This window comes from Arthrobacter sp. 7Tela_A1 (assembly GCF_049311065.1).
Classification (GTDB): domain Bacteria; phylum Actinomycetota; class Actinomycetes; order Actinomycetales; family Micrococcaceae; genus Arthrobacter_B.
The window spans coordinates 1-17,336 of record NZ_JAXIOO010000027.1 but is presented as its reverse complement, the minus strand read 5'-3'; the positions used below and the strand labels follow the sequence as shown (position 1 = coordinate 17,336).

Genomic DNA, 17,336 nt, shown 5'->3' with positions numbered 1-17,336 from the left:
TTTCGCCTAAGCCTGCCGAAACCGGCAGACTGTTAGACATGAGTGAGCCCATGGGTCAGACCGAAACTGAAACAGCCGAAACACAAGAACAGTTCTTTACTCTCTGGACCGTTTTCAAGCGGTCCGAACTTCCCCGGAAGAGCAGCGAAGGCGCTCTGGAAGCCTTCGAAGCACTGGTCTCAGGGTTTGCCGACGAGTCGGTGACCCTGCGCGGCATCTACGACGTCTCGGCCATGCGCGCTGACGCGGACATCATGATCTGGCTGCACGGCAGCCGTCCCGAGGCCCTGCAGGCAGCGGTCCGGCAGATCCGCCGCTCCGAACTGTTCTCCGGCACCGAAATTGCCTGGTCTGCCATGGGTGTCCACCGCGACGCCGAGTTCTCCAAGAACCACTGGCCTTCCTTTGCCCGCGGCATCGCCCCGGAAGCCTGGATCTGCGTCTACCCGTTCGTGCGTTCCTACGAGTGGTACCTGCTGCCCGCCGAGGAGCGCGGAGCCATGCTGCGCGACCACGGCAAGCTGGGCCGGGAGTTCCCGCAGGTGCTGGCAAACACTGTGGCTTCCTTCGCCCTGAACGACTGGGAATGGATCCTGGGCCTGGAAGCCCCGAACCTGGTGGACCTTGTGGACATGATGCGCCACCTGCGTTCCACCGAAGCACGCAACCACGTGCGCGAAGAGATCCCCTTCTACACCGGCCGGCGCATTGCCGCTGCCGAAGTTCCCGAGGTGCTCAAATGACATCCACTGCCGCAGAACCGTCCTTCGACCCGTTCGACGGAGTCAATGAGGACGGCGTGATGGCTCCGGCCAAGTACGATGCGATCCTCCTGGCTTCCTTTGGCGGCCCCGAGGGCCAGGAAGACGTCATCCCGTTCCTCCGCAACGTCACCCGCGGCCGGGGCATCCCCGATGAGCGGCTCGAAGAGGTGGCTACGCACTACCGCGCCAACGGCGGCATCAGCCCAATCAATGAGCAGAACCGGGCACTGAAGGCAGCGCTGGAAGCGGAGCTCGGGCGCCGCGGCATCGAGCTGCCGGTGCTCTGGGGCAACCGCAACTGGGATCCCTACATCAAGGATGTCCTCCAGGAAGCAGCCGACGCCGGGTACCGCCGCCTGCTGATGGTCACCACCAGCGTCTACTCCTGCTACTCCTCCTGCCGGCAGTACCGCGAAGACCTGGGCATGAACCTCCTGGCGACCGGCCTGGACAAGAAGCTGCAGGTGGACAAGGTACGGCAGTACTTCGACCACCCCGGTTTCGTGGAGCCTTTCGTCGAAGGTGTGCGGGATTCGATCGCCAAGGTCCGGGAGCAGCTCACCGCCGCCGGCAAGCCGGAAGGAAAGATCGAGGTCCTCTTCTCGACCCACTCCATCCCCACCGCCGACGCCGAGGCAGCCGGTCCGCGCGACCGGGAGTTCGAAGAGGGAAGTGCCTACGTGGCGCAGCACCTCGCGAACGCACGCGCCATCATGGAGCGGGTTCCCGAAGCAGCAGGCCTGGACTGGCAGCTGGTCTACCAGTCCCGCTCCGGCGCTCCGCACATCCCCTGGCTCGAGCCGGACATCAACGATGCGATTGCCGAGCTGCCGGCTAAGGGTGTGGACGGCGTCGTCATTGTCCCGCTGGGGTTCGTCAGCGACCACATGGAAGTCATCTGGGACCTGGACACCGAAGCCATGGACACCTGCACCGAACTCGGACTCGCAGCACACCGCACACCGACCCCGGGCATCCACGAAAAGTTCGTGGCCGGCCTGGTGGACCTGGTCTGTGAACGGACAGTGGAAAACAACATTGCCGTTCGCCCGGCCGTGACCAGCCTCGGGCCCTGGTACGACGTGTGCCGCCCCGGCTGCTGCGCCAACCTGCGAGGCGAGAAGCCGACAATTGCGGGCGCCGACTCCACCGTGGGTGTCGAGTAGTGGCGCAGGCACCGGTGCTGATCGGCACCCGGGGCTCGGCCCTGGCCCTCACGCAAACCACCACCGTCGCGGAGACGCTCGCTGAACTCGGCAGCTTCGAGGTGGAGCTTGTCCGTGTCAAGACCGAGGGCGACGTCAACCGGGCAGCCCTGTCCCAGATCGGCGGCACAGGTGTGTTCGTGGCCGCGCTGCGTGAATCGCTGCTTCGCGGTGACTGCGACGTTGCCGTGCATTCCCTGAAGGACCTGCCCACGGCCGAGGCCAACGGCCTCACTATCGGGGCTGTTCCGGCACGGGTCGATGTCCGGGACGCCCTGTGTGCCCGTGATTCGCTGACCCTCGCGGAGCTTCCGGCCGGAGCGACTGTGGGCACCGGCTCGCCCCGCCGTGCGGCCCAGCTGCGTGCTGCGCGTCCGGACCTGGAAATCGTGGACATCCGGGGCAACGTCGACACCCGCCTGGCCCGTGTGGCCGGACTGGTCGAGGGCGGCCCCGGGGACCTCGACGCCGTCGTGCTGGCCGCCGCAGGCCTCTCCCGGCTGGGGCGCCTGGACATGGTCTCGGAGTTCCTGGATCCCGCTGTGATGCTGCCGGCGCCCGGGCAGGGCGCGCTGGCCGTGGAATGCCGCACCACCGACGCCGCAGACGGCCCGCTCAGCCGGGCACTTGCCGCCTATGACGACACTGCCAGCAGGCTGGCCGTCACGGCGGAACGTGCCCTGCTGTACCGGCTGGAAGCAGGCTGCACCGCGCCGATCGGTGCCCTGGCCCGGGTGACCGAAAAAGGCCTGGCCCTGGAAGCAGTGGTCTGCAGCGATGACGGAACCCGCGTCCTGCGGCGGTATTCCTCGACCTCCCAGGCCGACGAAGACGGCGCACGGGCCCTCGGTGTCCGCATGGCTGAAGAACTGCTCGCCGCGGGCGCAGCGGAGCTCACGGAGCTTGCCTCCTGATGGGCCGCTGAGGCTGGGCCGGATGAACGGTGAAGGCAGCAGCGCGCCGCACTCCGGCGACGGGCTCTCCTCCGGTGGCGGAGGGGAGCTTTCCGGCGCCGAAGTAGTGCTGTTGCGCACCCCCGGCCGCGGCGGGCCCATGGCAGCTGAACTGCGCGCCCGCGGGGCACGGGTGCAGCTGCTTCCACTGATCGACTTCCAGCTTCCGGAGGACACCGCACCGGTGTCCTCCGGACTGCTGGACCTCGGTGCGGGACTATTCGACTGGATCATCTTCACGTCCGCGACAACGGTCCAGGCGTTGAAGCACTTCGCCTCAGCCACCGGAACCAGGCTTTCTGCCCTGGTTGGCGGAACCCGGGTTGCCGCGGTCGGTTCCGCGACCGGGAAGGCCCTGGCGGCGGCGGGAATCGAGGTTAGCTTCCTGCCCGAGACGGACCAGTCCGCGCGGGGCCTGGCAGCGTCCTGGCCGGGTGCCGGCGGCGGCCGGATCTTCCTGCCGCAGGCGGACATAGCCGATCCCTTCCTGCGCAACGCGCTCTCCGGCGCTGGCTGGGAGGTCACGGCCGTCGCTGCGTACGAGACAGTGGACTACCCGGCTGCGGTGCCGCTGGTGCGGAAAGATCCCGCAGATGAACCGGTACTCACGCCCGCGGACTACCGCGCCTTCGCCGCCGGCAGCAGCCGGGGGAACCCAACCCACGCCGTCGTAGTTACCTCTCCCAGCACGGCCCGCCGCTTTGTCCGCGACTGCCTGGTTCCGGGCACCGCGCTGCTGGCCGCGATCGGGGACCCGACAACGCAGGAACTCAGCAGGCTGGGCCACCCGCCGGCCGCGACGGCAGCCAGCCCGACGCCGGCCGGCATGGCAGACGCCGTCGAAGCCGCCCTCGCCGCCCACCAGAATTCACGATCCACCGAAACGGAAGGCAGAACGCATCCATGAGTTTTCCCCAGCACCGTCCCCGCCGGCTGCGGACCACACCGGCGATGCGGCGCCTGACCGCCGAATACCGCCTGGACCCGGCTGAGCTTGTCCTCCCCGCCTTTATCCGGGAGGGCCTGTCCGAACCCAATCCCATCACCTCCATGCCCGGCGTCGTGCAGCACACCACCGAGACGCTCAAGCGCGCCGCTGCCGAAGCCGTTGAACTCGGCGTCGGCGGCATCATGCTCTTCGGCATTCCCGCAGAACGGGACGCAGCCGGCAGCGCCGGAACCGACCCGAACGGCGTGCTGAACAAGGCGATTGCGGATGTCCGCGCCGAGGTCGGCGACGAGCTGGTGATCATGAGCGATGTCTGCCTGGACGAATTCACTGACCACGGGCACTGCGGCGTACTGGATGCCGACGGCGTCGTGGACAACGACACCACGCTGGAAATCTACGGACGGATGGCCGTGGAGCAGGCCCGCGCCGGTGCCCACGTGCTGGGCCCGTCCGGCATGATGGACGGCCAGGTCGCCGTGATCCGGCAGGCACTGGACGACGCCGGCTTCCAGGACGTCTCCGTCATTGCCTACGCCGCCAAGTACGCGTCGGCGTTCTACGGACCGTTCCGCGAAGCCGTTGATTCGCAGCTCACGGGCGACCGCCGGACCTACCAGATGGACGCCGCCAACCGCCGCGAGGCACTCCTGGAAGTGGAACTCGACCTCGAAGAGGGTGCAGACATGGTCATGGTGAAGCCGGCCATGAGCTACCTGGACATCCTTGCCGACGTCGCCGCCATGTCACCGGTTCCGGTGGCCGCTTACCAGATCTCCGGCGAATACGCGATGATCGAAGCTGCGGCAGCGAACGGCTGGATCGACCGCCGCCGCGCCATTGAAGAATCCGTCCTCGGCATCAAGCGTGCCGGTGCCAACATCATTCTCACGTACTGGGCTGCCGAGCTGGCGGCCTGGCTGAAGGAAAGCAAGTAATGACCCAGACAGTCTCCTCCGAAGAGCTCTTCGACCGTGCCCGTGCCCTGATGCCCGGCGGCGTGAACTCACCCGTGCGTGCCTTCGGCTCCGTGGGCGGTACGCCGCGCTTCCTGGTTTCCGCAAAGGGTCCGTATGTGACCGATTCCGAGGGCCGTGAATACGTGGACCTTGTCTGCTCCTGGGGCCCCGCCCTGGTGGGCCACGCGCACCCGGACGTGCTGGCAGCCGTGCACTCCGCCGTCGACCGGGGCTTGTCCTTCGGTGCTTCCACTCCGGCCGAAGCCGAACTGGCCGCCCTGGTGATGGACCGGGTCAAGCCTGTCGAGCGCCTGCGCATGGTCTCGACCGGGACCGAAGCCACCATGACCGCCGTCCGCCTGGCCCGCGGCTTCACCGGCCGGAACCTGGTCATCAAGTTTGCCGGCTGCTACCACGGCCATCTGGACGGTCTGCTGGCCTCCGCCGGCTCCGGCGTCGCCACGCTGGCACTGCCGGGTTCCGCGGGCGTCACCGCTGCAACTGCCGCGGAAACACTGGTGCTGCCGTACAACGACGTCGCCGCCGTGGAGGCAGCCTTCGCCGAGCACGGAGCGAACATCGCCGCGGTCATCACCGAGGCTGCTCCGGCCAACATGGGTGTTGTCACCCCGGCCGAGGGCTTCAACGCCGCTCTGTCCCGCATCACCACCTCACACGGCGCGCTGCTGATCCTGGACGAAGTCCTCACCGGGTTCCGCACCTCCGCAGCCGGCTACTGGGGACTGACCGGGGAGCAGGAAGGCTGGGCACCGGACCTCTACACCTTCGGCAAGGTCATTGGCGGCGGCATGCCCGTGGCTGCCCTGGGCGGCCGGGCCGAGGTCATGGACTACCTGGCACCGCTCGGACCGGTCTACCAGGCCGGCACATTGTCCGGTAACCCGATCGCCATGGCCGCCGGCGTCGCCACCCTTACCGCGGCCACTGCGGAGGTCTACGCCAACATCGATGCCCGCTCTTCCCAGCTTTCCCAGGCCGTCTCCGAGGCACTCTCCGCCGAAGGCGTGAACCACAGCGTCCAGCGGGCCGGGAACCTGTTCAGCATCGCCTTCGGGACAGCTGAGCACGGCGTGCACAACTACGCCGATGCGCTGGCCCAGGATGCCTTCCGGTTCAAGCCGTTCTTCCACTCCATGCTGGACTCCGGTGTCTACCTGCCGCCGTCGGTCTTCGAGGCCTGGTTCCTTTCCGGGGCTCACGACGACGCCGCAATGGACCGGATCCTGGCTGCCCTGCCGGCAGCGGCGAAGGCCGCAGCGGCCGCCCAGCCGTAGCGCTCTCCCTCACCGAGATAACAGAAACTGCCCGTATCCGGTCTGGATACGGGCAGTTTCTGTTATCTCGATGAGGCGGTGTCCCGGGCTAGAAGGCCGGAGTCACATCACCGTTCGGCCACTTCTCCTCGATGAAGGTCTTCACCTCGGGGGAGTGCAGCAGCTCTTCGAGCTTGTCGATGCGTGCGTCCTTGTTGCCGGTCTTCCAGGCAAGCAGGTTTGCGTACGGGTTATTCTCCACGGATTCGACCAGCAGTGCGTCTTCCGTCTTGAGCCCGGCGTCGAGGATGTAGTTGCCGTTGATGATCGCCAGGTCCACGGTGGGATCGGAGAGGTCATTGACCAGCAGCTCAGCCTGGTTCTCCACGAAGTCCAGGTTCTTCGGATTCTGCTCATCCGTCAGGGAGATGACGGAGGCATCGTCGCCCACGTCCTTGAGCAGCCCGGCCTCTTCCAGCAGGGCCAGAGCGCGGGCCTGGTTGGACGGATCGTTGGTGATCGCCACCCGGGCTCCGTCTTCGACGTCGGAAATGTCCTGGTGCTTATCGCTGAAGACGGCGTACGGCTCAATGTGCACGCCTTCGCCGTGCTCAAAGTCGTACCCCTGGCTCTCGGTCTGGGCCTCCAAGTAGGAGAGGTGCTGGAAGTAGTTGGCGTCGATCGAGCCGTCGTCCAGCGAGATGTTCGGGGTGACGTAGTCATCGAACGGGACGACTTCCAGTTCCAGTCCGGCGTCTGCCGCGAGGTTCTCCGCCACGTATTCCAGGATGACGGCATGCGGCTGCGGGCTGGCGCCCACAGTCAGTGTGACCGGGGTGGCGGGATCGAGGCTCTCCACAGCGCTGGAGGAGGCGTCGGAGCCTCCGCAAGCCGTCAGCGCCAGAGCCGCGGCCACGCCGGTGGCCACGAATGAGAATGCTTTCCGCATCAGATGCGTTTCCTTTCAAGAATCCGGTTACCGGGTGAACCCGGTGCCGGCCGTTGTGCAGCTAGCGGCTACTGGCTGCAGTTCCCGGGGCACGCCGCAGGGGCCGGTCCCGGAAGAATAGGGAGGGGATGCTGCCCTCAGGCACGGACCCGCGAGCCGGTGCTTTCTGCCGCTTCTTCGCCGCCGGCAGTCTTGGCCGGCGCAGACGGGCCGGCGCTGCCTGCAGCAGGGCGGCGGCGGCGCTTGGTGCCGGCCGCGGACCTGTGGTCCACCCGGGCGGCAGTAAAATCACCGACGAGCTGGATGATCTGCACGATCGCCACGATGATCACGATCGTGACCACCATGACTGCCGTATCGAAGCGCTGGACGCCGTAGTTGTACGCGAGCCGGCCGAGTCCGCCGCCGCCGATGATGCCGGCCATGGCTGAGTAGCCCACCAGCGTCACCAGGGTGGTGGTCAGAGCTGCGACGAGCCCGGGAAGGGCCTCCGGCATCAGGACCTTCCGGATGACCTGCATCCGGGTGGATCCCATGACGAGGGCAGCGTCGATCTTGCCGCCGGCGACGTCCCGCAGCGAGGTTTCGACCAGGCGGGCGAAGAAGGGAATGGTGCCGATGGAAAGCGGCACGCAGGCAGCCAGCGGACCAATCGAGGAGCCGGTGACGAGCCGGGAGAACGGAATCAGGATCACCATCAGGATCGCGAATGGAATCGAGCGGGTGATGTTCACGATGATGTCGGACAGGATCCGGTTGGTCACCGGCATCGGACGCAGTCCGCCGGGAGCACTCGTGTGCAGGAAAATGCCGAGCGGAAGCCCAATCAGCAGGGTGAAGAATCCGGAGACTCCCACCATGAGCAGCGTGTCCGCGACGGCTTCGGGAAGCGCCTTGGTGATGCCGGGATTATTTGCGAGTTCTTCGAGCAGGTTCATGCTGCAACCTCCACTGCGACGCCCTGGGCGGCGAGGTATGTCCGGACAGCATCCATGTCAGTACTCTGGTCCAACTGGACCCGGAGCCGGCCAAAGCGGGTTCCGGCAAGGGTCTCGACACTTCCGGCCAGTACGTTGACGTCCGTGTCAAAGCGCCGGGTCAGTCCTGAGAGCACCGGTTCTGTGGCATGCTCGCCGACCATCAGGAGCTCGACCACCGGTCCGCCCGGCATGGAAGGAGTTGCCGGAAGCGGGATGAGGGCCTTGGCCAGGCGGCCGCCCAAATCGGAGGCGACTTCCTGCAGCGGTCCGTGCTCGACCACGCGACCGGCTTCGAGCAGCGAAACAGAATCGCAGATCCGCTTCACGACGTTCATTTCATGCGTAATGATCAGGACGGTCAGCTCCAGCCGGCGGGTCAGCTCAGCGATCAGGTCCAGGATCTCGTCCGTCGTCCGCGGATCGAGGGCAGACGTGGGCTCATCACAGAGGAGCACGTCAGGATGGGCTGCCAGGGCACGCGCAATTCCCACCCGCTGCTTCTGTCCGCCGGACAGCTGCGCAGGGTAGGCGTCGGCGAAGTCGGCAAGCCCTACCAGCGCGAGCAGCTCGGTGACGCGCGCCTGGATCTCGCTGCGGGGGGTACCCACCAGCTCCAGGGGATGCGCGACGTTCGCGGCAGCGGTCCTGGAATCCATGAGGTTCGCGTGCTGGAACACCATGCCAATGCGGCGGCGTGCCTGCCGGATTTCGGCGTCCTTCACGTTGGTCAGTTCCCGGCCGTCGATGGTAACGGCTCCCGACGTCGGGCGGTCAAGCAGCGTGAGGCAGCGGACCAGCGTGGACTTCCCGGCGCCGGAATGTCCGATGATGCCGTGGATGGATCCCTTGGGCACGCTCATGCTCACGCCGTCCAGGGCGACCACATCGCGGGCGCCCTGACGGTAGACCTTCCGCAGGTCGGTAACAGTGATCATTCATCCTCGTGTCTGCGTTGTTGTACTCAAAATGTCGTGCAGGAAAAAAGCCAGGCGGCATGGGACGCCAACGGCCCGGCTAGGGAAGAGTGCCTGCCAATCGCGTGGCACAGGGCGGACAACCGGGTCCTGTGGACTGGCCGGTGCGCCCGGGCGCCATCAGCGCCAAACACTGCGTTAAGTATGTCAATGCTACGCGGGAAGGGCGCGCAGGCTGAAATCGGATGCTGCGGAGATCAGGCTGGTACGGCGGTATCTCCCGACAATGCCAGGCCAAGTTGCCCGCCGGCTTCCTCGACCAGCAGAGGTACCGTCCCGGCCAGGGAACGTACTGGACGCCCGGCGGGTGCGGTGTCAGCTGCGTCAACCGCGTCAACCGCATCCAGTGCACCGGCCGCGGCCAGCTGCGGGACGGTCGCCGGGGCGGACCTGACCGGCCAGCTTCCGTCGATCACCGCTTCGGGGTCCCGGCGGCGGAGGTAGGACTGGAAACTGGCCGCCTGCTCGGCCGCCCACCCGACCTGCAGCTGATGCAGCGCAGTGCATTCCCGGGCAAGGACCGGGAAGGCATTCGCCATGGCGGACCCAACGGCGAGCGTGGCCATGACATCGGCGGCGGACGTGTGCGCATTCTCGAAGCTGACGCCGTAGTGCTCGGCCATGGCGGTCAGCGTCCGCTTCCCGCGCCGGTACCGGTCTGCCTGCTTGTCCATGATGTAGGGGTCGATGACGGGGAACGGCACGGGTGCCGTCTGGCCCGCACGTTCGGCCTCGCGGGCCAGCACCGTGAAGTCGTAGGAAGCGTTGAAGGCCAGCACCGGAACGCCGGCGTCGAAGAAGCCTCTGAGAACGTTGGTGATCTGTGCGACGGCGTTCCCAATGGGCAGGCCGTCGCGCTGCGCCTGCGCGGTGGTAATGCCGTGGATGGCTGCGGCCTCCTCCGGGATTTCCACGCCCGGGTCCACCAGCCACTCGTGATGTTCCAGGACATTCCCCGCGGCATCCACCAGGATGATCGACGCCGTGACAATCCGGGCGGACTGCGGATCGCGGCCCGTGGTTTCCAGGTCGAAGGATGCACGGGGGAGGTTATGCCAGCTCAACATACTTCCAACGTACCCGCGGGCACGGACATTTCCCGGATTCAGCGCGCCGTCGGCGGCTAGGCTGGAAGCATGCGGGAGGACTATGACGAGGCGGTGCTGGCAGTTGCAGCGCTGATTTCTCCAAGCCGGGTGCTGGCTTACGGGGATATCGCCGAACTTCTCGGTGCGGGCGGGCCGCGGCAGGTGGGCAAAGTGATGTCCCGCAGCGGCTCAGCCGTGCCGTGGTGGCGTGTCATCAGGTCCTCCGGGGAGCCGCCCGCCTGCCACGGCCGGAGCGCCTGGGAGCACTATGTGCAGGAGGGAACACCGGTCCGGGGGAGCATGGCACCAGACGGGACCGGCTACCGGGTCCGGCTTCCGGAGGCGCGCTGGCAGCCCTCGGACGCGGACTGGCATGTGCTTGACGGACTGCGGGACCGGCTCGCGGCAGACGCGGCAGGCAGGAATCAGGCAATGTCACCGGGACATGGTGAAGTGGAGACATGAGCATCAACCTGCAACTGGTTCCGCCGGCAGCCGCCGGCAGGGCAGCTCCGGCCCTCAGCCCGGACCAGCAGCTGGCCGTGGACAGGAGTCCGGGCAGCGGGCCGCTCCTGGTCCTGGGTGCTCCGGGCACCGGCAAGTCCACTGTCCTGGTCGAGACCGCCGTCGCGCGGATCGAACGTGGCGGCCTGGACCCCGCCGGCGTCCTGCTGCTCGCGCCCTCCCGCCTGGCAGCTGCGTCCCTGCGTGATGCCCTGTCCGCGCGGCTGGAACGGACCATTAGCGCCGCGCCTGCGCGGACCTGGGCCTCCTACGCCTTCGACGTCATCCGCCGGGCAAAGGCCGAGGGCAGGCTCCCTTACATCATTCGTGCACCGAAACTGCTTTCGGGTGCGGAGCAGGATGTGATCATCAAGGAGCTGCTGGCCGGCCACGGCCAGAACGGCGTGCCGGAGCTTCCCTGGCCGGAATCCCTGTCCATGGCACTGGGGACCCGCGGCTTCCGGCAGGAGGTGCGGCAGCTTTTTGACCGCGTCATCGAACTGGGGCTGGAACCGTCGGAACTGGCCGGCTACGGGCGGCGGTATGGACGCCAGGACTGGGTTGCTGCCGCAGCCCTCTACGGGGAATACCGTGACGTCCTGGACATCCGGATGCCGGAGGCTTTCGACCCTGCGGGCATCATTACCAGCGCCCTGCACATCCTCCAATCCGATCCGGAGTTCCTGGCAGCTGAACACGAACGGTTGAAGCTGGTCCTGGTTGACGACCTGCAGGAGGCCAACCCGGCGATCCACCAGCTGCTCGCGGTGCTTGCCGCAGGACGTGATGTCGTGGTGACCGCTGCACCGGACACCGTGGTGCAGGGCTTCCGCGGTGCCCGGCCCGACCTGCTCGGCAACCTCAAGGAGACCCTCGGCCCGGGACTGGAAACGGCCGTGCTGGCGACCCAGCACCGCCTGGCGGCACCGGTTGCGTCGGCATGGCACCGGGTAGCCTCCCGGATCTCCGTCGTGCCGGGCCTGCCGTCCTGCCGCAGCAGCGCCGGGCGCCCCGGACCGGAGTCCGGGAAGGAATCCGCCGGCCAGAACGAAGCTCCCGCGGCCACAGCGCACGTCGTGGACTCTCCGATGCATGAAATGCGCTACATCGCCCAGCGCATCCTTCAAGCCCAGCTGCTGGACGGCCGGCCGCTGGAGGACATTGCGGTCATCGTCCGCACCGGCGGGCAGCTCTCCCGGATCCAGCGCTACCTCACCAGCCAGGGAATCGAAGTCAAGGTGCCCGTGGCGGAGAAAGCCGTGCGGGATGAAGCAGCGGTCCGTCCGCTGCTGGACGCGTTCGCCGTTGTGCTCGTTCCCGAACTCCTGACCCCCGAGACGGCTGTCTCGCTGCTGACGTCGCGCATCGGAGGCGCCGGTTCGCTGGACCTGCGCCGGCTGCGGCAGGCTTTGCGGCGCGAAGAGCTGCGTGCCGGCGGCGGACGGAGTTCGGATGCCTTGCTGGTGGAAGCACTGCTTGATCCGCTCTCCGACTCCGGCCTGGCCCTTGCCGGTCTTGGCTGGGAGGCCGGAGCAGCGAAACGCCTGGCCGCGATGCTGCGTGCGGGCAGGGAAGCCGCCGCCCAGCCGGGAGCCACTGCCGAGACTCTGCTCTGGGCGCTCTGGTCAGCCTCGGGCTGGTCCAAGAAGTGGGCCGAGGCAGCACTGGCGGGAGGATCGACTGGCCTGCGCGCCGACCGGGACCTGGATGCCATCATGGCGCTGTTCCAAACCGCTGAGCGTTACGTGGACCAGCTCCCCGGTTCGACGCCGGCCCAGTTCCTGGACTATCTGACCAGTTCCGAGCTGCCCATGGATACCCTCGCGGCCCGGGCCCAGAAGCGGGACGCGGTGGAACTGCTGACCCCGGCCAGCGCAGCCGGGCGTGAATGGCCGCTGGTCATCGTCGCCGGAATCCAGGAAGGCGTCTGGCCGAACCTGCGCCTGCGCGGTGAGCTGCTGGGCAGCGGCGACCTCGTGTCCGCAGTTGAATACGGCGACGATTACCGCCGGTACCGGAACCCCCAGACGCTGATGCACGCGATCCGGCACGATGAACTGCGCAGTTTCTCGACGGCCGTTTCCCGGGCCAAAGAGGAACTGATCTGTACGGCGGTCGCGTCGGAGGACGAACAGCCCTCACAGTTCCTGGATTTGGTGGACCCGCTTCCGGACGGTGTGCTCGTCCGGGAACGGACGGAGGTCCTGCGTCCGCTCACCCTGCGCTCGCTGGTCGCGGAGCTTCGGGCCCACGCCCAGCAGTCAGACACGGTCCCCGAAGCGGCGGCAGAAGCTGCCGGACACCTGGGGCGCATGCTGCGGCACCCGGTTCGGGTGCCGGGCGCGGCCCCGGACGAGTGGTGGGGATTGCTGCCGCTGTCCACGACTGAGCCGATCCTGCCGCCGGATGCGCCGATCCCCGTTTCGCCGTCGAAAGTCGACGCCGTGATGAAATCCCCGCTGAGCTGGTTCGTTTCTGCTGCAGGCGGTGAGCAGGCAACGGACTTTGCCCGTTCCCTGGGTACTCTCGTCCACCAGATAGCGCAGGAGATGCCCGACGCGTCCGGCAGCGAGTACGCTGCCGAGCTGCTGCGGCGCTGGCCCTCTTTGGGCATGAAGGATTCCTGGGAGAGCAAGCTCGATCTCCAGCGGGCCGAGAAAATGGTCCGCAAGCTTGCGGACTACGTGATCCAGATGCGCCAGGGAGGGCGGCACCTGGTGGCCGTCGAAAAGGATTTCCAGGCTGAGATCCCCGTGGAAGTTCGCGGCGCTGTCCGTACCGCGCTGCTCCGCGGCCAAATTGACCGGCTGGAAGCCGACGCCGAGGGCCGGCTTTTCATCGTCGACCTGAAGACCGGAAAGTCCGCTCCCAAGAAGGCTGACCTTGCCGGCCACCCACAGCTGGCCGCGTATCAGGAAGCGGTGCGCAAGGGCGCCCTCGAGGAAGGGCCGCAGGTACCGGGCGGCGCCGCACTGGTTCAGCTGGGGACATCCTCCAAGGGTGTTTCCGTGCAGGAACAGCCACCGCTGGGGGCCGCGGAGGACAGTGCCTTCGAGATGATCCAGCAGGCGGCGGAACTGATGTCAGGCGCGACCTTCGAGACCATTCACGATCCCGGGCGAAGCGGCTTCGGCGGCCACGGCTGCCGGCTGCCGGAAATCTGTCCGCTCTGCACTGAAGGAAAGCAGGTCACCGAGTGAGCGTCCGTGTTGGGGAAGAAGTGCAGATGGAACAGCGGAAGGGGCGGTCCTACTCCGCGCGTCAGCTCGCCGAGCTGCTGCACGGGGATTCGGCCGACCCGGTCCAGTACCCGACCGAGGCGCAGGAAGCGATCATCGAAGGCCCGCTTGAACCGCTCCTGGTAGTGGCCGGCGCAGGCTCGGGCAAAACCAAAACGATGGCGGACCGGGTGGTCTGGCTGGTGGCCAATGGACTCGTGGAACCCGAACAGATCCTCGGTGTGACCTTCACCCGGAAGGCGGCGGGCGAACTTGCCTCCCGTATCCGGGGGAGGCTTCGGCTGCTGCACCGCGTGATGGGTGCCGAAGCGGAAGCGCCCGAGGACAGTCAGCTGGAGCCCTCGGTGTCCACCTACCACTCCTACGCCAACGGAATCGTGAACGACTACGGGCTGCGCATCGGCGTCGAGCGCGACTCCGTGATGCTGGGCGGAGCGCAGTCATGGCAGCTGGCGAACGAGGTCGTGGAGGCCTATTCAGGGGACTACGAACACTTCACGGCAGCCAAGTCCACGCTCGTCGGTGCCGTCCTGCAGATGGCATCTGAATGTTCGGAGCACCTGCGCACTCCGGCCCAGGTGCGCGCCGAACTGGAGCGGCACATTGCCGAGGTCCAGGCCCTGCCCTATCAGGCAGGGAAGACGAAGGAGCCCGCCCAGGCAGCCACGGCCCTGCTCGGCAAGCTCCGTACCCGGGTCTCCGTTACGGAGCTGGTGGAGTCTTACCAGCGGGCCAAAGCCGAGCGGCGGCAGCTGGACTTCGGTGACCTGGTGGCGCTGGCGGCCCGGATCGCCGAGGAAATCCCGGAAGCAGTCGAGATGGAGCGCGCCAAGTACAAGGTAGTTCTCCTGGACGAGTTCCAGGACACCTCGCATGCGCAGATGGTGCTGTTCTCCAAGCTGTTCGGTGACGGGACGCCGGTGACCGCGGTCGGCGACCCCCACCAGTCAATCTATGGTTTCCGCGGCGCATCTGCCGGACAGCTGGGGACATTCCGCACCAATTTCCCCAAGGTCCTGGCTGACGGCAGCAGGACGCCTGCCGCTGTCGCGAATCTCTCGGTGGCCTGGCGGAACTCCACCTCCATCCTCGCCACCGCCAACTCCGTATCAGCACCGCTGAACCAGGGCGTTCCGTGGCTGAAGCACAACCGGCCGCTGGACGTCCCCGAACTCCAGGCGAAGCCGAAGGCCCGTGTCGGCGAGGTCTACCTTGGCCGTTACCTCACAGAGAAGACGGTTCAGCTGCCCGACGGAACGGTGAGCCTGGGGGAAGCTGAGGCCCTGGCAGCGCAGATCGCTGCCCTGCGGACACAGTGGTGGAAACATCCTGACCACGAGACGGACGGCCGGGGAAACCTGCTTCCTCCCACCGTGGCAGTTCTCTGCCGGGGAAAGAAACAGTTCGATCCGATCCGCCGCGCTTTGGAGGCGGAGGGGGTCCCCGTCCAGATCGTCGGGCTGGGCGGGCTGCTTTCGACGCCGGAAATTGTTGACCTGCTTGCTGTCCTGCGCGTGCTCGGGGATCCCGGGCGTTCGGATTCAATGCTGCGGATCCTGGCCGGAGCGCGGTGGCGGATCGGCCCGGCGGACCTCATGGCCCTGGCTGACTGGTCACGGCATCTGGTGCGGGTACGGGAACGCGCTGTCAGCGTTCAGGACCTGGCCGACGTCGATGGTCCGGACGAAAGCGGAGCCGCCGTCGTCGAGACTGATCTGTCCGAAGCCGGCAGCCTCGTTGAAGCCGTTGACTACCTTCCCAAACCGGGGTGGGTGTCCCACGCCGGACGGTCACTGACAGCTGCAGGCCTGGCCCGCCTCAGCGCCCTGCGCGATGAGCTGCGGGAACTGCGCGGCTACGTGGGGGAGGACCTCACCACCCTCATCGGAGAAGTCGAACGACGCATCCTTCTGGACATCGAGGTTGCGGCAAAGCCGGGAATCAGCATCCACGAATCGCGGCGCAACCTCGATGCCTTTGTCGACGCCGCCGCCACCTTCAGCGCCTCGGCGGACCGGGTGGACCTTGCGGCCTTCCTTGCCTGGCTCGAGGTTGCGGATGAGGAGGAGAACGGGCTTCCCGTGACCCAGCTGGAGACCAGCCGGGAAGCGGTCCAGCTGCTGACCGTCCATGCATCCAAGGGCCTCGAGTGGGACGTCGTCGCCGTCCCCGGCCTCAGCGAGGGCCAGTTCCCCAACGACAAGGACTCGCGCTGGAGCAGCGGCAACGAAGCTATTCCGTGGAACCTCCGCGGGGACGCGCCGGACCTTCCGCAGTGGGACTGGGAGCAGCCGGACCAGAAGTCGTGGGTCAACGCCGAAAAGCTCTTCGCCGAGGACGCCCGCGGGCATGCCGAACGCGAGGAGCGCCGCCTGGCCTATGTTGCCTTCACCCGGGCACGACACGTCTTGTTCTGCACCTCAAGCGCCTGGGGCGGCGGTCGGTCCAAACCGACGGAAGCCTCCCGCTACCTGCTGGACCTGTACGAGCTTGGGAAAGCCGGAGCGGACGGCTTCCATCTGCTGTCCTGGCTGGAACCCGGCGATGAGGGGGATGAGAACCCCGCCAACGCGCTGACGGAGCGGGCGGCCTGGCCCAAGGACCCGCTGGCGCCGGCGCGCCGGGCCTCCATGGAGGCAGCGGCAGCTGCCGTCCTGGCAGCGGCCGACACCGGTTCCCCTGGCCCGGGCCCACAGGATCGTGCCCCCGGAGAGGACAAGGCAGATCCCGTGGCAGATGATGCCGGGTCGGTGTTTCCGCCGGGCCGCTGGGGGAAGGACGTAGACCTGGTCCTCGCCCGGCACCGCGCTCCTGACGAGGTGATGCAGGTGGAACTGCCCGCCCACATTTCGGCCTCCATGCTGGTGGACCTGCAGGATGATCCGGAGGCCGTGACCCGGCAGCTGCGCCGGCCGGTTCCCCGGGAACCGGGTATGGCAGCGCGCAAAGGCACGGCGTTCCACGCGTGGATCGAGGAGTATTTCGGCCGCAGCGGAATGCTGGACCTCGACGAATACCCGGGCGCGGCCGATGCCTACGTGGATGAGGCCTACCAGCTTGAGGACATGGTGGCGACGTTCGAGGCGTCTGAGTGGGCGCACCGGACGCCGGCCTTTATCGAGGTGCCGGTGGAGACCAGGGTGGAATCCGTAGTGGTCCGCGGGCGGATCGACGCCGTCTTCCGGGATGACGACGGCGGCTGGGACCTGATCGACTGGAAGACCGGTGCGCCTCCTTCAGCCGACAAGCTCGCCGTCCGGTCCGTGCAGCTGGCGGTCTACCGCTTGGCCTGGTCCCGGCTGCAGAACGTTCCGCTGGAAAAGGTCCGTGCCGCTTTCTATTACGTCGCCGCGGATAAGCTCATCCGTCCGCACAACCTGCTGGATGCTGCGGAACTGGAGAAGATCATCGCCAGCTCCGCCCCGGGGGCCTGAAGGACCGGCCAACCCGAACCGGGCCAATCCGAACGAAGGAGAGCCGCCGGCCCCGGGACGGCGG

At 67.2% G+C, this 17,336-nt stretch carries 11 protein-coding genes and 2 pseudogenes; 9 read left to right on the top strand and 4 right to left on the bottom strand.

Annotated features, from left to right (window positions below; all coding sequences use genetic code 11):
- Positions 1-38: 38 nt before the first annotated feature.
- From hemQ to hemL, 6 genes are read left to right on the top strand one after another with little or no spacing between them, the layout of a single operon-like run.
- Positions 39-743 (top strand): hydrogen peroxide-dependent heme synthase, encoded by a 705-nt coding sequence (gene hemQ, locus TVB01_RS11830; RefSeq protein WP_422456106.1) that lies wholly within the window; start codon positions 39-41, stop codon positions 741-743.
- Positions 740-1,930 (top strand): ferrochelatase, encoded by a 1,191-nt coding sequence (locus TVB01_RS11825; RefSeq protein WP_422456105.1) that lies wholly within the window; start codon positions 740-742, stop codon positions 1,928-1,930. The genes hemQ and TVB01_RS11825 overlap by 4 nt, the downstream gene beginning before the upstream one ends.
- Positions 1,930-2,883: a hydroxymethylbilane synthase gene (gene hemC / locus TVB01_RS11820; protein WP_422456104.1), complete on the top strand. Its 954-nt coding sequence runs from the start codon at positions 1,930-1,932 to the stop codon at positions 2,881-2,883. The genes TVB01_RS11825 and hemC overlap by 1 nt, the downstream gene beginning before the upstream one ends.
- Positions 2,884-2,905: 22 nt before the next feature.
- The gene (locus tag TVB01_RS11815) at positions 2,906-3,829 is read left to right on the top strand and encodes a uroporphyrinogen-III synthase (protein ID WP_422456103.1); all 924 of its coding nucleotides are present in this window, start codon (positions 2,906-2,908) and stop codon (positions 3,827-3,829) included.
- On the top strand, positions 3,826-4,809 hold the full coding sequence (gene hemB / locus TVB01_RS11810; RefSeq protein ID WP_422456102.1) for a porphobilinogen synthase: 984 nt from the start codon (positions 3,826-3,828) through the stop codon (positions 4,807-4,809). Before TVB01_RS11815 ends, hemB begins: the two co-directional genes overlap by 4 nt.
- A complete protein-coding gene (hemL, locus tag TVB01_RS11805; protein ID WP_422456101.1) occupies positions 4,809-6,125 on the top strand; it encodes a glutamate-1-semialdehyde 2,1-aminomutase in 1,317 nt (438 codons plus the stop codon). The genes hemB and hemL overlap by 1 nt, the downstream gene beginning before the upstream one ends.
- A gap of 88 nt (positions 6,126-6,213) precedes the next feature.
- Here the strand turns inward: hemL and TVB01_RS11800 are convergent, their stop codons facing one another.
- The 4 genes and pseudogenes from TVB01_RS11800 to TVB01_RS11785 form a co-directional block, all read right to left on the bottom strand.
- The gene (locus TVB01_RS11800) at positions 6,214-7,053 is read right to left on the bottom strand and encodes a MetQ/NlpA family ABC transporter substrate-binding protein (protein WP_422456100.1); all 840 of its coding nucleotides are present in this window, start codon (positions 7,051-7,053) and stop codon (positions 6,214-6,216) included.
- A gap of 260 nt (positions 7,054-7,313) precedes the next feature.
- Positions 7,314-7,991: pseudogene (locus tag TVB01_RS11795) on the bottom strand (methionine ABC transporter permease); the annotation flags it as partial.
- A complete protein-coding gene (locus TVB01_RS11790) occupies positions 7,988-8,968 on the bottom strand; it encodes a methionine ABC transporter ATP-binding protein (RefSeq protein WP_422456099.1) in 981 nt (326 codons plus the stop codon). The gene TVB01_RS11790 and the pseudogene TVB01_RS11795, both read right to left, overlap by 4 nt.
- A gap of 431 nt (positions 8,969-9,399) precedes the next feature.
- Positions 9,400-10,074: pseudogene (locus TVB01_RS11785) on the bottom strand (3'-5' exonuclease); the annotation flags it as partial.
- 69 nt (positions 10,075-10,143) lie between these two features.
- Between TVB01_RS11785 and TVB01_RS11780 the strand changes: the two are divergent.
- Genes TVB01_RS11780 through TVB01_RS11770 form a run of 3 tightly spaced genes read left to right on the top strand, consistent with a single transcriptional unit; the run spans position 10,144 to position 17,272 of the window.
- Positions 10,144-10,560, top strand: coding sequence for an MGMT family protein (locus TVB01_RS11780; protein ID WP_422456098.1), 417 nt, complete (start codon positions 10,144-10,146; stop codon positions 10,558-10,560).
- Complete coding sequence (locus tag TVB01_RS11775) at positions 10,557-13,799, top strand: ATP-dependent helicase (protein ID WP_422456097.1); 3,243 nt, start codon at positions 10,557-10,559, stop codon at positions 13,797-13,799. Before TVB01_RS11780 ends, TVB01_RS11775 begins: the two co-directional genes overlap by 4 nt.
- 26 nt (positions 13,800-13,825) lie before the next feature.
- A complete protein-coding gene (locus TVB01_RS11770; RefSeq protein WP_422456132.1) occupies positions 13,826-17,272 on the top strand; it encodes an ATP-dependent helicase in 3,447 nt (1,148 codons plus the stop codon).
- The last annotated feature ends 64 nt before the right edge of the window (positions 17,273-17,336 follow it).

Coding starts and splice junctions, on each gene's coding strand:
- hemQ (WP_422456106.1), top strand. CDS start 39: ATGAGTGAGCCCATGGGTCAGACCGAAACTGAAACAGCCGAAACACAA.
- TVB01_RS11825 (WP_422456105.1), top strand. CDS start 740: ATGACATCCACTGCCGCAGAACCGTCCTTCGACCCGTTCGACGGAGTC.
- TVB01_RS11815 (WP_422456103.1), top strand. CDS start 2,906: ATGAACGGTGAAGGCAGCAGCGCGCCGCACTCCGGCGACGGGCTCTCC.
- hemB (WP_422456102.1), top strand. CDS start 3,826: ATGAGTTTTCCCCAGCACCGTCCCCGCCGGCTGCGGACCACACCGGCG.
- hemL (WP_422456101.1), top strand. CDS start 4,809: ATGACCCAGACAGTCTCCTCCGAAGAGCTCTTCGACCGTGCCCGTGCC.
- TVB01_RS11800 (WP_422456100.1), bottom strand. CDS start 7,053: ATGCGGAAAGCATTCTCATTCGTGGCCACCGGCGTGGCCGCGGCTCTG.
- TVB01_RS11790 (WP_422456099.1), bottom strand. CDS start 8,968: ATGATCACTGTTACCGACCTGCGGAAGGTCTACCGTCAGGGCGCCCGC.
- TVB01_RS11780 (WP_422456098.1), top strand. CDS start 10,144: ATGCGGGAGGACTATGACGAGGCGGTGCTGGCAGTTGCAGCGCTGATT.
- TVB01_RS11775 (WP_422456097.1), top strand. CDS start 10,557: ATGAGCATCAACCTGCAACTGGTTCCGCCGGCAGCCGCCGGCAGGGCA.
- TVB01_RS11770 (WP_422456132.1), top strand. CDS start 13,826: ATGGAACAGCGGAAGGGGCGGTCCTACTCCGCGCGTCAGCTCGCCGAG.